The sequence below is a fragment of the Arenibacter sp. F26102 genome (assembly GCF_023015865.1).
GTDB lineage: Bacteria > Bacteroidota > Bacteroidia > Flavobacteriales > Flavobacteriaceae > Arenibacter.
This window is the reverse complement of the sequence record NZ_JALKBC010000011.1, coordinates 96006-110961: the sequence shown is the minus strand read 5'-3', so window position 1 is coordinate 110961 and position 14956 is coordinate 96006. Positions and strand designations below refer to the sequence as shown.

The following is a 14956-nucleotide window of genomic DNA, read 5'->3' as shown; positions in this document are numbered from 1 at the left end:
AGTATGTGAATTTGAGCGCTAATTTGTAGGTTTAAATCAAGTTTATGTTATAATAGCCTATCCTTAAAAGCCTTTGCTACAGCTTCACTCTTGCTGTTAACATGAAGTTTTTCGTAGATTTTTTTAATGTGCGACCGTACGGTGTCTATTGCGATGAAGAGCTCTGCAGCAATCATTTTATAGCTGAACCCATCTACCAAAAGTTGCAGTACCTGTGTTTCCCGTTCACTAAGGCAATAGTCCTGGTTCTTGGTCTGCGGAATTACCTGGAACATCTTTAGTACTTGTGTGGCAATGGAGGAGGTCATGGGAGCACCCCCCAAGGTGGCATCTTGTATATATTCCAATAGTTTGGCCGGAGGGGTCTTCTTCAACAAATAACCATTGGCCCCGTTTCTCAAAGCCTCAAAAACATTTTTATTGTCGTCAAAGACGGTTAGCATCAATACTTTAACTTCTGCATCTACTGCCCTTATTTTCTTAAGGCCTTCCAGTCCGTCTGTCCCTGGCATGTTGATATCCATCAATACTACATCGGGTGACCATTTTTTCACTTCTTCGGCAACATTGTTGCAATTTTTGTACGTTGCCAAAACGGAAAATCCATCGCTACCATTGATCAACATGGTAAGTCCCTCACGAAATTGGGGATTATCCTCATAGATTACTACACTTATCATAACTGTCGCTTTTTGTAAAGTTAAGTCCGAATCCCATAAAATAAAATCACATAAATATGTTAAAAAGACCTTTATCTTACCGGTATGCCCAAACAGATTTCTGTTCCCAGATCTGTCTTACTGTCTATTTTCAATTGTCCTTTTAGATTGGATGCCCTTTTAGCCATATTGTCCAGACCATTTCCATTATCTACTTTTTCTACCTCGAAGCCTATTCCGTTGTCCATGATCTGCAATTTTAACCACCTATCCCGATAGGTAAAAAGCACCTCTGCCCGTTTGGCTTGGGAATATTTAGCAATGTTGTTGATGGCTTCCTTGAAAATTAGAAAGAGGTCGCGCCTAGCTTCCATATCCAGTTTTAAATCATTTATTTTATCATCTACCTCAAAGTTGAACTCTATGTTCCGCGCCTCCAAAATCCCAGTAGCGTATTCCCTCATCCTTGCAATTACCCTGTGCATGTTATCGTTGTCCGGTTTAATGCTCCAAACAATATCATCCATGGCCTCCATCATCCTTTGGCTGTTATCGGTAATCTTAGAAAGGTAGTTGCCACTGGTTACGGTATCATGGTTCATTTTGCTTTTGGCCATAGAACTGAGGATGTTTATAGTGCTCAGGGTAGAGCCCATGTCATCATGTAGGTCTCTTGCCACTTTGTTCCTTAAGTTTTCAACCGCCAATATGCGGTTTACCTTAAGTCGATACATAAAATAGGCAATTCCAATTACCGTTAATGAGATTAAGGAGATAAACCACCAAGTGAGATAGAATGGCGGCAGTATTCGGAAATCGACACTGGTGATCTCATCGGGCTCAAGTCCCTGCAGGTTCATACATTTTACTTGGAAGGTATATTTTCCTGAGGGCATAGTGGTATAGGTTGCTGCCAGATCTCTTTCGGCCTTTACCCAATCTTTGTTAACTCCCGGAATGCGATAGAAGTATTGTAACTTTTTTTGATGGGAAAAGCTCAGGGCGGAAAAATAGAAAGTAAATGAATTTTGATAGTGATTAAAAATGATTTCTTTTTGGGTCATTATCGAATCTACAGGCAAGTAAGTATTGAACAGCTTAAAATCGGTAATGCTCACTTTTGGGGGTTTATGTTTAAAATTCAGCTTTTCGGGCGAAAAACCAAACACTACATCCTCACCACCAAACCATATCTCCCCGTTTTGCATCATCCATTTGGCACTGTTGGTCTTTTCCGCATAGATTACCCCATGGAGGTTGCTATAGGAACTAATGATATTCTTGTCGTAGTTATAACTGCTAAGACCATTGCTGGTAATCATCCAAGCAATGCCTTCGTGATCAATCATCAGTTGCAACACCCTTGATCCATATAAGCCTTCGTAGGAAGTAATTTTTTTAACCTTGGCAGTTTTAATGTTGAGTATATTCAATGCCTCGGTCCCCAAGAAAAAAACACTGTCATTATATTGCTGGATATCGAAAATAGTATTGTCCGCAATCCCATAACTGTCACTAAACTCCTTATTAAAATGAAATAAGATCTCATTGGTGTTCACATCAATAACATATACGCCTTGCTTGTGCGTCCCCACCCATAACCTACCTTGATCATCTACATGGAGTCTGTAAATAATGGTGTTGAAATGATGTAACTCCTCAAAGTTTTCATCGGCAATGGGATCGCTTTTGTTCCATTTTACCAAACGCCCGCTTTGGGTACCAAACCAAAGGTTTCCATTGTGGTCTTCTTTTAACTGCCGAATGGTAGAATTACTAAAAACAGGTGGAAGCAACCAGTGTAAAGCCTTTTTATTATTAGGGTCAAAAACGGCCAATGCGCCTCCTTGACAGGCAGACCAAACATATCCGGATTCACTGTGCTGTTGAAGGTCCCAGATGGCAGAGAATTTGGTTATGGATTCATTCCCCAGTCCCACATAGGGATTAGCATCCAATTTTATGAAATTATCATTATAAAATAGAATACCCTTGCCCCAAGTTCCAATCCAGTTTTCCTTGTCCTGGGTTTCCAGTATGGCATTTACAGGTGAGTCCAGCCCTAGGCCATCAATGACCACAAGACTGTAAACATCCTTCTGGTTGGGATTCATAACATAAAGCCCATTCTCCGTACTCAACCAAATATTGCCTTCCCTGTCCTCAAAGATATGTCTTGTCTGATTACATTTAATGTCGAACTCGAGAGGGTTTGACTTAAGATGTTGGTAAAAACCTTGAAGGTCATTGTCATAGCTCAACAATGAATTTTCCCCTCCTATCCATATCTGTCCGGAACTGGTCTCCAGAATTTGCTTTAGAACCGTATATTTATTTGTAGCCCATTTGCTTCCCAAGGTATCCGGTAGGATTTTGTTGGTATTTGGGTCGAAATGTAGAAGAACGGGGTGTTCCTTGTGTGGACTGTAGTCCCAATACGTAAGCCACCAAGTACCATTTTTGTCTTTAATAAAATCCCCGGAGTTTGTAATTGCCTTGTCGTTCAATAGGGGTATGCCCTCCGGATTATTGTGCCTGTGAAATACCTCCCCACTGGCACTACGGTATACGGCAAGACCCTGTTCACTACAGATCCAATATTCCCCTTTTTCCTTATCCTCAAAAAGGGATATAACTCCCCAACCTCTGGGAATTTTTATAGGTAAATTGGATTCTACAAATGACTTGGAATTGTCATCGTACCATAATAGGCCATATTTGGAAGCGCATAAGAATACTTGATTCTTACTGTCTACATAGAGCTTGAATTCTGATCTAGGGGGGATGCTGCCAAAACTTCGAATTGGAACGGAGGTATAATGAAAATCTACAGTATTGAATTTCCCGATCTGTCCTCCTTGCAAGAGCCATAGGTCGCCATTGCCAGCATCTAAAATTTGATCAACGCCGATGCTTGGAGGTAGCTGGTAATTTTCAGGACCAACATAGGATAAAAATTTTCTGCCATCAAAACGCTGTATACCCACCTCGGTGCCAATCCAGAGAAAACCTTTTGGGTCCTGCCAAACACATTTCACCTTGTTGGTGGCCAAACCATCTGCGGTAGAAAATCTATTGAAAACATAAGAGTTCTGTCCAAAAATATAGGTTTGGAAACATAACAAGCAAAAAAGAATTCTTATGCTCATGCAACCACATGGTTTATATTAAAATTACGCAAAGATTTGACATCCAATCTATAAAAAATCTTAAATGATTTGTTGTCTAGGAAGTCGTTTCATGTGGTTATAGATTCAAGTTTTATTTAAAATAATATTGTAATCCACAGGTCCATTAATAATTTTAATAGAAGAATAAAAAGTGCTAACATGATGGTGATTTTTTTTGATTGATGAATAAACCCTTTTCATTTTAATGAGCTTAGCTGTTTAAGGAATTTTTTTCAATTTACTTAAACAACCAAGCAATCGAACAGGACAAATGTAGACCAAGTTGGCAATTCAGGAAATAGCATATATATGTGAAAATGGACTTTCTCAAATCTGGAAATAGATTATGGCGACATAATTATTTAATGATTATTTGCCAAGTCTTTAATCCCCCTAATTAAATACCACATTCTTATGTGATTGCATGGTCTTACCTATATCTTGACCTTTGTAAACTTGAATATTAGTTTTCTCTACACTGGGGACGTCCATAAGATGGGATTATGTGAAGAGGGTATTTTTTGGGTGTAATCATTTGAAATATTAAAATTTATGAAAGCAAAAGTAATATTACAGTGTGGTTTTATGTTTGCTCAACTCTTTGGCGGCCTGAACGTAGCAGGACAAAGTGTCTTAACACTTCCCCAGTTAAAGGAAGATTTTCAACTATTCAGGACGGCATTGGAGGAGGCACACCCCGGGATCTATAGATATGAAGACAAATCTGTTTTGGATGACAGCTTTAATGTGGTTGCCAAAGCGCTCGCTGGACCACTGACCCAGCAGGAGTTTTATAAGAAATTGAATCCTATAGTGGCAAAAATTGGATGTGGACACACCAAGCTAATGCCTTCAGAGGATAATGGGTTTATATATTATTACAATACGGAAAACCTATTTCCCTTAAAATTATTTTTGGAAGGACATAAAGCTTATGTGCTCTCCAGCTATGACAGTTCCATTAAAATTAAACCAGGAACGGAAATTATCGCTATAAATGGTATGGCGATAAAGGATATTATTAACGGGTTGTTGAACAATCTGTTTTCTGACGGACATAACCAGAGCTTCAAGTATTATGAACTGAATAGATACTTCAGCGCCTTATTTTCTAATTTTTATTTGGAGGAAGGAAAGGGCCAAGACAAAATTAGTATTACATATATGGACCACCGGCGGAATGGTATTATGGATCTACCGGTGGTCTCTTACCAAAGGATAAAGGAAATTGATGACGAAGAAATGAATGAAATACCTTATCAATTGGAGTTCAAGGATGGGAATACCGCTCTCTTGACATTACGAACGTTTTGGCCAAACGACGAGAAATATAATTTTGAAGGGTTTTTGAAGCAATCTTTTGCTACTATCAACGATAAAAACATTCAGAATTTAATATTGGATTTGAGAGGTAATGAAGGAGGGAAGGATGGCTATGGAACCTTGTTATTGTCCTATTTAATGGATACCGAATTTAGGTATTACGATAAACTTGTACTGGCAACCAACGAAAGATTTTCTTTTATGGAGCATGCCCAATTACCAGAGGGTTATGATCAGTTAAGGTCATTGATTACCCAGACCGAGGATGGGGAGTTTCGATGGGAACACAATGAAAACCTACATATTCAAATCCCTCAAGAGAATCGGTTTACCGGTGAGGTATTTGTACTAATAGATGGCGCATGTTTCTCGGTAACCTCCGAGTTCAGTGCCGTAGCACATTACTTACATAGAGCCACATTCATAGGGGATGAAACCGGTGGTGGATATTACGGGAATAATAGTGGCGCATTTGCCATAGTAACCCTCCCGAACTCCAAGTTGAAACTGGGGATTCCTTTGATGGCCTATTATACAGCGGTTAAAGATTATGAATTTATAGATAGAGGAATTGTACCCCATTACCAGGTGCAACCAACGATTACAGGTGTTTTATTGGGTAGGGATGAGGTTATGGAGAAGGTTGTTGCAATTATCGGAGAACGATAGAGGTCCCTAGAGGTGAAATTTACGGACCTTTAAATCAGGGCTATGATTCATTCTTATTTTGAATATTGATAATCGATCTGGACTTTTGAACAATATCATTGATTATATCATCAATTTCATGGGCTGAATCTAGAATATGATCCAGCATTTTTTCTTTTTCCGAGAATTCAAGCATGTCCTCCTTGAACAATTCAATTATTCCCATCAACCTTGCTACCGGTGCCCGAACAATATGTGATTGGGTCCATGCAATTTCCTTGAATTTTTTGTTTTGTTCTTCAATATTAAAACTGTATTCCTTTAATTCCTGATTTAACTTCTTTAATGATTCCTCATGCATTTTGCGCAGACCAATATCGGAAATGGCACCTACGATACGGATTGCTTTACCTAATGGGTTTCTTACCAAAATGGCCATGTCTCTTACATGGGTATATTCACCATTTGCTTTCTGAAATCGGTATTCTGCCTCCCATTTTTTGGTTTGTTGGTTGTTTAGGGCTTCATTAAAGGATACCTGCACCAATTGAGCATCATCTGGATGTAGTAATCTTTTCCATAGTTGAAGGTTATCCGAACTGTTGTTTATATCGTGACCAAATAAGGTTTTAAAGCCTTTGCTAAAGAATAAAATATTATCATTTAAGTTCCTGTCATAAATGGCATCATTGGTGGCTTCAGTTGCTTTTTCAAAACGTTCGTTGGATAGTTTAATATTTTCTTCTGCAGCTATACGAGCACTAACATCTTTAATAAATATGGAGATTCCGTTTATGGAAGGGTAGGCATTGACCTCGAACCATAAATTAAATTCAGGATGAAACTCTTCAAAGGTTATCTTCTTTTTATTATGCTGTGATTTCTTTAAATTTTTATAAAAATCATAATCTGAACTATCCGGGATTATTTCCCATAATTGTTTACCTAGGATATCTTTTCTACTCATACCAAGTAGTTCTTCTGACTGTTTGTTCCAATAGTTAACAGCCCAATTCTTATCCACGGAAATAAAGGCATCCCCTATACTTTCCAATATTTTATGGTTTTCGTTAAAGGCTTTTTTGTATGCCAACTGGGCCACTTTAAGTTCGTGTATGTTTTGGATACTTCCGTAAATCCGGATACAATGGTTATTTTTGAATTCAGAATTTCCAATCATTCTTACCCATTGTTCCAATCCATTTCCCGTAACAATAGGCATTTCAATATCCCAGGCTTCCCCTTTATTTACTGCTTCTTTAAAATAGGCCGATAATTTGCTGGCATAGGGTTCTATTTGATAAAAGCCTTTGGCCTGTTCAGAACTTGGTTGGTATTCATTATCCACGCCATAAATTTTCTTGGTAATATCGGACCAGTAAACTGTATTGGTTAGTAAGTCCAATTCCCAACTGCCAATTTGTGCCAATTTATTGGCCATATTTAATAGTTCACGTAGCTTTTTATTTTTTGTAATGTCCTTGGCAATGGCAAAAATTAATCCATCTTCAGGAGAAGGACTTGCGGTCCAACTTAGCCAAATGGTTTTGCCACTTTTGGTGATATATCGATTTTCTTGATTTTTAATTTTCTGCTGGTCCATTAGCTTACTGTGGGCTTCAGCAGTGTTCGGACGGTCGTCCGGATGAATTAATTCCAGATAAGGTCTGCTTAGCAGCTCTTTTTCTGAATATTCCAATAATCTTGCTCCAGCAGGGTTTATCTTCTTTATATATCCGTCCGTTCCTGTGACGCATACGATATCTGGGGCAAATTTAAAAATTTGATCCAATTCCAGTTCTAGGCGCTTCCGTTTAATTTCAGCCCCTAGATGAGTTTCCAATTGAATAAATAATTCCTCATTTAAGGATAGGGGCTTATTTTCGGTTTCATAACCTAGAACAAGAACTCCTATTATAGTATTATTGTGGGTTAAAGGTACCCCAATAACCATTTCCATTCCTGATATTTCCGCGGCTTTTCCCCTTAAAAAAGCCTGGTTGCTAACTATGTTATCCCAAACCTCCACTTGCTGTGTTTGCCAAACCGTTCCCGGTAAGCCCTGACCATAGGCTAATGGGTCGACAGAGTTACAGTTCTTGTAGAATTGATATCCGGCCTCCTTGTCAGTGTATTTGGCAGTAAGTTTTAATAGGTTGGCATCTATATTTGGCAGCCAAATTTCTCCAAATGTGTAATTTCCAAATTCCACCAAATGTTCAAGAACTTTGGTCAAACAAAGATGCAAAGTTTCTTCCTGATTAAAATGTTGACTTATGTCTGCCAATAATTTTCTTTGGAGTTCTTGGTTTTTTTGTTCGGTAACGTCCCGCTCTATGGCAATCCAATGTGTATACCAACCGGTTTCATCGGCAACTGGATTTAGGGAAAAGTTGGACCAAAATTCTTCCCCGTTCTTTTTATAGTTGATTATGGTAAGTTCGTAGGGTTTCCATTTTCGTATTGCCTCACCCAACCTTTTTAAAGCCTCTCTATCCGTTTTTGGACCCTGTAGGATTCTGGGGGTTTTTCCTATAACCTCTTTGGCCGTATATCCTGTCATTTTGGTAAAGGCCTCGTTAACAAAGATAATTCTAGGTCCTGGCTTATCAAAGGGTTCTGCTTCGGTAATCAAAACTGCATCCTTTGTGTTGGTCACAACAGATTCAACCAAACGCCACTGATGTTCTTCTCTTTTTTGTTGACTGATGTCCTGTACGGTGCCCTCAAATACTTTGGGTTTACCTGCTTTATCCAAGACCAGCAATCCCAATTCATGCACCCATTTAATGGAACCATCCGGCAAGATAATCCTATGTGTGAAATCGTGAATCCTGTTATTTGATATGGCCTCGTTCGTTACTCTTGCAAAGGTTTCTTGGTCGTCCGGATGAATCGTATCTAAAAAATTGGCATAGTTCAATTCGAAACTGTCCTTGTCCCTTTCCCATATTTTGTGAACTTCTTCCGACCAAAACAGTGAGGAATCTTTTAAATTTAGACTCCAATAGCCAAGTTTGGGAACTAAGGTCTTTTTTTTAGGTTTTTTTTCCTTCCCCAGGCCTATTAAGGTAGCCGTTTGATTGGCCAAATTTTTAAGAGCGTTCTTCTGTCCTTGGGTAAGTTGTTTTGGATTAATATCCTGGATACAGAGTATTCCTGCCACCGAGCCATTGGCATTGGGAATAGGAACAACGGCAAGAAACTTCATGTCGGCACAGTCCATATTGACCGTACAATTTTGTATGCTCTGGTCCTTTTGGATGTCCTCTATGATGAATAATTCATTGGGTTGTTTAGACAGATGATCAGAAAGCATATCCTCCATATGGGGCACTTGATCATCGGAACGCCCATTTGCGATTGACAGCTTTTTGGGTATCTCCAGTAGTATTAGCTTGGCGTTTGGACTGCCGCATATAAAATTGGCCAATTGATATATGTCTTCCGATATTTTGACGGGTAGGATTAGTGGAGGAAAAGAAGGGAAGGCTGCAACTTTGTTGTTGACCATTAATTTACAGTTTTTTTAAAGAGGTCTACCCTAGTAATATTATTGGTTCCAAGCGACTTAAAGCTAAAAAGTTGCAAAATTATGATTTCTTTTTACGATACTGTTTTAAATATAGATGAATTGGCAATTTACTATTTCATCCTACAATCTAAAACAATTTAATTAAAGCTTTGTTTTAGTGATTATAATTCACTTTTTGCAGTAATAATCAACATATCTTTTAAGTATTTTACCACAACAATTAATATATAACATTTGTAAATTAAGGATTAATACGATAAAGCACACAAATTAATCGATGAAATACGCTGTTCTTGGCCTACAAGACCAATACACATGCTTGAGTTACTTTCCGAACTGATGAGTGCTTATATCCTATTCCATTAATTGTCAACTTAGACAAGATTTACATATTGAACCTAACAGTGGCAAAGGGGTACTTCTTAGTTTTACCCGATAATATTGGTGGCGTGGATTATTTTGGGAAAGGATTATAAGACAGGAGCTTATAAGGTTCTATTCCTTAATCCACAATTTTTTTCTTTAGGGAATAACAAGATGGTCAAGTGTAGCAAGTGGTACTATTTTAACAATATTTATTAAGGTCGTATGGTATCTTTATTAATAAATTTACGCTATGGAAAAAAGAAATTTGGTCTTTATCGCAACAAGCTTGGATGGGTATATCGCCGATAGGAATGGTGGATTGGATTGGCTAACCTCCATTCCCAATCCAGAGCAAACGGATATGGGTTATAATGAATTTATGACCCAGGTGGATGCTCTTGTGATAGGGCGTAAAACTTTTGAAACAGTCTGTGGTTTTGAAGTGGATTGGCCATATGCAAAACCGGTTTTTATAGTAAGTAGCACCATGGAATCACTGGCAGCGGAATATAGGGATAAAGCCGAATTGGTTAAAGGAAGCTTAACGGAAATCTTGAAGCAAATACATGATAAGGGGTACCACAAGCTTTATATAGATGGTGGTGTAACCATACAGAATTTTTTAAAGGAAGATCTCATTGATGAAATGACAATTACAACCATCCCCATAGTTTTGGGAGGAGGAAGTCCGTTATTCTCGCAGCTTTCCAAGGAATTGGAATTTACTTTGGTAACTTCAAAAGTCTTTTTAAATGAGCTTGTACAGAATCGTTACACCCGAAAACGGTAGTGATGTAAAGAATCGTGTTTTAGAAAGAGGCAGGAACAAAATTTCTTCAGTTTAGAAGAAGTTGAATGTTATTTATTAGATGACTTGGCATAATCAAAAGTATTACGTGATGAAGTATTTCGCTTTAACACTATTGATTGGATTGTCGGCAATGGTATATGGTCAAACTTCTGTTGACTGTAAAGATCTTTTACTGGATTACTCAAATTTTGTCGAGACTGATAGTACTATATGGCAACTAGATCTAAAGGATGCTTCTGGCACAGCAATACTAATGTATTACGGGGCCTTTCACTCCAAGGACATGTCCCATCCTCAATTTGAGGAAATAGAGAGTAAATGGAACGCGGATAAATTTGATATAGCACTTTTTGAAGGGCCAAATAGAGGAATTCTTCCAACCAAGGAAGAGACGATTGCTAAATTAGGGGAATCTGGCTATGTTCGGTTTTTGGCCAATGAAAAAAACATTCAGGTGGCCACTCTAGAACCAAGTCCGATGTCAGAAATAGAATACCTGACGACTTTATTCCCTATAGACCAGATAAAACTTTTCTTTTTATTGCGTGAAGCACAGCGGGTTAGGGAAACATTGGGAATGGACAAGGACCAGATTATTGATCATATGGAGAAATTACTGGTCAAGGCAAATGCCATATCCCAATTGGAAGATACCATTACCACATTAGCTGATTTGGAGGAGGCTTATACTCATTATTGGGGGAATGATCGGGAATGGTGGCAAGCCCCCAAAGAATGGTTTACCCCATCTGGAAATTCTTCAGAAACAGGTGGAATTTTTACAAATGAAATTAATAAGCATTCAAGTAGTTTCCGCAACCTTCACATGGTTGAACTAATTACTGGATTTTTAAAGGAAGAGAAGAAAATATTCGCAGTAGTGGGAAGAAATCACATACCCATGCAAGCTGCTGCCTTGGTTTGTGAATGGGAAAAATTGATTGGCATATTCCATAGAGGAAATTGAATTCCAGTTTAATAAATTGAACCATTTTAGGAAACAGGTTTAGTAGTGTTTTGACTACCTTAGGGATAAAACCTGCAGTCATTCAGAAGTTTCCTATCCGCATTATTTTTTGGTTGTATGGTTTACAATTCATTTCCTATCTTAGAAGCTTAATTTAAGTTGATGAATCTACCCATTTTAACTTGCCCATTCTAAAAAAACTGTAAATGCGTTTAAAATTATTTTTTGCACTAATGATTGGTACTTTAATCAGCACCCAAATTTGTAATTCCCAAGAGGAAATTCTTTATAAGAAAGTGGATACTACCCAATTGTTTTTGGAAGTACATTATCCGCCCAATATGAAATCTACCGAAACTTATCCGGCCATGGTTTTCTTTTTTGGCGGAGGTTGGGTAGGTGGCAAAAGGTCCCAATTCCTTCATCAGGCACAATATTTTGCCAAAAGAGGGATAGTTTGTTTTTTGGCGGATTACCGTACTTCAAAAATAAATGGAACAACTCCTTTCGAATCTCTAAAAGATGCTAAGTCGGCCATCAGGTTTATAAGAAAAAATGCGACCAAGTTTAACATAGACGGTAACAAGCTAATTGCTTCTGGTGGCTCTGCAGGTGGACACCTAGCGGCTGCAACGGCATTGATTGAAGGGTACAATGATTCAGCAGATGACGCATCCATTGATTGTATCCCCAATGCGTTGGTACTTTTTAACCCTGTTGTAGATAATGGTCCCGGAGGCTATGGTTATGAAAGGATTGGGGACGAATATAAAAGTTTTTCCCCCCTTCACAATATTGAAAAAGATGCTCCTCCCACGATTCTTTTTCTTGGAACCAAGGACCACTTGGTACCAGTTGTGACTGCCGAGTATTATAAAATAGTAATGGAAAAAGTGGAAAGTAGGTGCGACCTTAAATTGTATGAAGGGGAGGGGCATGGATTTTTTAATTATGCCAATCTTAAAGCCTATAAAAATACTGTTTCAGAGGCAGATCAGTTTTTGGTGTCATTGGGATATTTAAATAAGGAACCAGTAATTAACATTGATTAATATAATTTTGCCGACGGGAAGGTTGTTGAAAAACCTTATTATAAACTACACCGACTAAAGGATATTTATGAATTGGTTTTTTCTGATTATTGCAGGCCTGTTTGAAGTGGCTTTTGCCGCCTGTCTTGGCAAAGCGAAAGAGGCTGCTGGAGTGGAGGCAACCTATTGGTACATTGGGTTTTTGTTATGCTTGGCCATAAGCATGATCCTGCTAGTTAAGGCCACACAGGAATTGCCCATTGGGACGGCTTATGCCGTTTGGACAGGAATTGGGGCTATTGGAACTGTATTGGTTGGTATCCTGATTTTTAAAGAACCTGCCACCTTTTGGAGAATGTTCTTTATAATTACCTTAATATGTTCCATTATTGGACTGAAGTATGTATCCAATTAGTTTAAAGTCAATTGTTTAATTAATAGTTATGGTTACATCTGATAATGATAATAGGTAGACGTTAACATCTGGTTTACGTGTAAAATGAATGCAGCGAATCGGCTTCTTTTAATAAAATGGGTACATACCTTGATCTGGCTATTTTTTGTGGTCGTGATTTTCTATATTTTGTATTCAGGAATTTTCAATGATGTCAATATATATACCTGGGTCGGTATAGGTTTGATTGTAGGGGAGGGTATAGTTCTTTTGGTTTTCAAAATGTTTTGCCCCTTAACAGTAATGGCAAGGAAATATTCAGATTCTACAAAAGATAATTTTGATATTTTTCTTCCCAATTGGCTGGCTAAATATAATAAACTGATTTTTACCACCCTGTATGTTTTTGGGCTGATTATAGTATTGATACGAACCTTATTTTGAGACTATTTTCTTTGTAGTGAGGATAGTTACATATGTTTTCTAGGATAGAGGACTTAATTGAATGAAACAAAAGGCTCTTTCATTATAATATAGTATAAAGTTAGGATTGATAACAAAAAGGGAGTGAGTTTTTAAATATACAAATCGAACACAAATGATGAATACCAAATTTTCGACAGTGCTTTTCTTCTTGTTGATTTTGTCACAATTCCATGGTAAGGCCCAAAATTCTTATGTAATTCCACAGGGTGTTAAACGAATCCTATTTGTGGGCAACAGTATCACCTATTCAGGTCAATATGTGTCCTATGTTGATGCCTATTTAAGCTTGCGATACCCCGAAAGGGATTTTGAAGTTATTAATGTTGGCTTGCCAAGTGAAACCGTATCGGGGCTGTCGGAACCAGGACACGCCGATGGAAAATTTCCACGTCCCGACCTTCATGAACGCTTGGACCGCATTCTTACAAAAGTAAAACCGGATTTGGTATTTGCGTGTTACGGTATGAACGATGGAATATATTTGCCTTTTGATGAAAAACGTTTCCAAAAGTATAAGGAAGGTATAAATTGGTTGAATCAAGAAGTCCAGAATAATGGGGCGTCCATTGTACATATAACCCCTCCCATTTACGATGAGCGCATGGGCGAAGCCTACGCCAATGTACTAGACATTTATGCGGATTGGCTTATCAGTAAACGGTATTCAGATCAATGGAAGGTAATAGACCTCCACTGGCCTATGAGAAAATATCTGGAATATATGCGCCTTACCGATGATAATTATTTTTTGGCCAAGGACGGCGTTCACCCCAATGATACGGGGCATTGGATAATGGCCAAACAGCTGCTTTTATATTTGGGGGAAGAGCAGGTATCCAAAGCCAATAGTATGGAAGAGGTAGTGCCCCAATTTACTAATGGTAAGGAAATATTAAAGTTGGTAGAGGAGAGGCAAAAGATAATGAAGGACGCTTGGCTTACTTCAATTGGCCACAATAGACCGGGAATGAATGTGGGACTGCCATTAAAAGAGGCGCTGGGCAAATCTGAAATGTTAGAAAAGGAAATACGTAATTTGTTGGAGTAATACGAAAATCATATAAACATTTAAATGAATATTCTTTATATACATGGCCTCAATGGTAGTTTAAGTGAAGAAAAGAGAGCAATTCTTCAAACTTATGGTACCGTAAAATCTCCATCGATAAACTACGAATTGGACGATGATAGTATTGAAAATTTAAAAAAGCAATTCCAGGATAAGGATGTAAATGTGATTATAGGAAGCAGTATGGGTGGTTTTGTAGGTTATTATTTGTCTATCGCATTTAAAAAACCATCCCTATTGTTCAATCCGGCCTTGGTTTCCCGTTCCGTATTTCAACGTGTGCCTGATTATAGCAATCCCGATCGCTCTTATAAGCGCTTGGTCCTGGGGGCCAAAGATGAAGTAGTGGACCCAAGTGGAACCCTTCAATATATAGCAAAAACAATAAAGGATAATACGGATTATCACATTAGCCTTCGGCAAGATTTAGCGCATCGTATTCCTTTGGAAATATTTAAAGAGGAGGTAGGAGCTTTTTTCAAAAGTTTGTGAAAGAA

Annotated in this window: 10 protein-coding genes; 7 read left to right on the top strand and 3 right to left on the bottom strand. The window is 38.2% G+C overall.

Annotated elements, in window-relative coordinates; genetic code table 11:
* Nucleotides 1–47 precede the first annotated feature (47 nt).
* Together MWU78_RS15725 and MWU78_RS15720 are read right to left on the bottom strand one after the other, a co-directional pair.
* A complete protein-coding gene (locus MWU78_RS15725) occupies nt 48–680 on the bottom strand; it encodes a response regulator transcription factor (protein WP_246999428.1) in 633 nt (210 codons plus the stop codon).
* Between the two features lie 71 nt (nt 681–751).
* Nucleotides 752–3808 (bottom strand): two-component regulator propeller domain-containing protein, encoded by a 3057-nt coding sequence (locus MWU78_RS15720; protein WP_246999426.1) that lies wholly within the window; start codon nt 3806–3808, stop codon nt 752–754.
* Nucleotides 3809–4381: 573 nt separating this feature from the next.
* Here MWU78_RS15720 and MWU78_RS15715 point away from each other — a divergent pair.
* Nucleotides 4382–5821, top strand: coding sequence for a S41 family peptidase (locus MWU78_RS15715; protein ID WP_246999424.1), 1440 nt, complete (start codon nt 4382–4384; stop codon nt 5819–5821).
* 40 nt (nt 5822–5861) lie between these two features.
* Here the strand turns inward: MWU78_RS15715 and MWU78_RS15710 are convergent, their stop codons facing one another.
* Nucleotides 5862–9314, bottom strand: a complete 3453-nt coding sequence (locus MWU78_RS15710) for a PAS domain S-box protein (RefSeq protein WP_246999422.1) — start codon at nt 9312–9314, stop codon at nt 5862–5864.
* A 637-nt stretch (nt 9315–9951) separates the two neighbouring features.
* On the opposite strand from MWU78_RS15710, the gene MWU78_RS15705 reads away from it, so the two are divergent.
* The 6 genes from MWU78_RS15705 to MWU78_RS15680 all read left to right on the top strand — a co-directional run bounded on the left by MWU78_RS15705 (nt 9952) and on the right by MWU78_RS15680 (nt 14951).
* The gene (locus MWU78_RS15705; protein ID WP_246999420.1) at nt 9952–10491 is read left to right on the top strand and encodes a dihydrofolate reductase family protein; all 540 of its coding nucleotides are present in this window, start codon (nt 9952–9954) and stop codon (nt 10489–10491) included.
* A gap of 106 nt (nt 10492–10597) precedes the next feature.
* The gene (locus MWU78_RS15700; protein WP_246999418.1) at nt 10598–11479 is read left to right on the top strand and encodes a hypothetical protein; all 882 of its coding nucleotides are present in this window, start codon (nt 10598–10600) and stop codon (nt 11477–11479) included.
* Between the two features lie 206 nt (nt 11480–11685).
* Nucleotides 11686–12531, top strand: a complete 846-nt coding sequence (locus MWU78_RS15695; RefSeq protein WP_246999416.1) for an alpha/beta hydrolase — start codon at nt 11686–11688, stop codon at nt 12529–12531.
* Nucleotides 12532–12598: 67 nt separating this feature from the next.
* Nucleotides 12599–12925: a multidrug efflux SMR transporter gene (locus MWU78_RS15690; protein WP_246999414.1), complete on the top strand. Its 327-nt coding sequence runs from the start codon at nt 12599–12601 to the stop codon at nt 12923–12925.
* Nucleotides 12926–13502: 577 nt separating this feature from the next.
* Nucleotides 13503–14438, top strand: coding sequence for an SGNH/GDSL hydrolase family protein (locus MWU78_RS15685; RefSeq protein WP_246999412.1), 936 nt, complete (start codon nt 13503–13505; stop codon nt 14436–14438).
* 24 nt (nt 14439–14462) lie between these two features.
* A complete protein-coding gene (locus tag MWU78_RS15680; protein ID WP_246999411.1) occupies nt 14463–14951 on the top strand; it encodes a YqiA/YcfP family alpha/beta fold hydrolase in 489 nt (162 codons plus the stop codon).
* Nucleotides 14952–14956: the final 5 nt, after the last annotated feature.

Coding starts and splice junctions, on each gene's coding strand:
- MWU78_RS15725 (WP_246999428.1), bottom strand. CDS start 680: ATGATAAGTGTAGTAATCTATGAGGATAATCCCCAATTTCGTGAGGGA.
- MWU78_RS15720 (WP_246999426.1), bottom strand. CDS start 3,808: ATGAGCATAAGAATTCTTTTTTGCTTGTTATGTTTCCAAACCTATATT.
- MWU78_RS15715 (WP_246999424.1), top strand. CDS start 4,382: ATGAAAGCAAAAGTAATATTACAGTGTGGTTTTATGTTTGCTCAACTC.
- MWU78_RS15710 (WP_246999422.1), bottom strand. CDS start 9,314: ATGGTCAACAACAAAGTTGCAGCCTTCCCTTCTTTTCCTCCACTAATC.
- MWU78_RS15705 (WP_246999420.1), top strand. CDS start 9,952: ATGGAAAAAAGAAATTTGGTCTTTATCGCAACAAGCTTGGATGGGTAT.
- MWU78_RS15695 (WP_246999416.1), top strand. CDS start 11,686: ATGCGTTTAAAATTATTTTTTGCACTAATGATTGGTACTTTAATCAGC.
- MWU78_RS15690 (WP_246999414.1), top strand. CDS start 12,599: ATGAATTGGTTTTTTCTGATTATTGCAGGCCTGTTTGAAGTGGCTTTT.
- MWU78_RS15685 (WP_246999412.1), top strand. CDS start 13,503: ATGATGAATACCAAATTTTCGACAGTGCTTTTCTTCTTGTTGATTTTG.
- MWU78_RS15680 (WP_246999411.1), top strand. CDS start 14,463: ATGAATATTCTTTATATACATGGCCTCAATGGTAGTTTAAGTGAAGAA.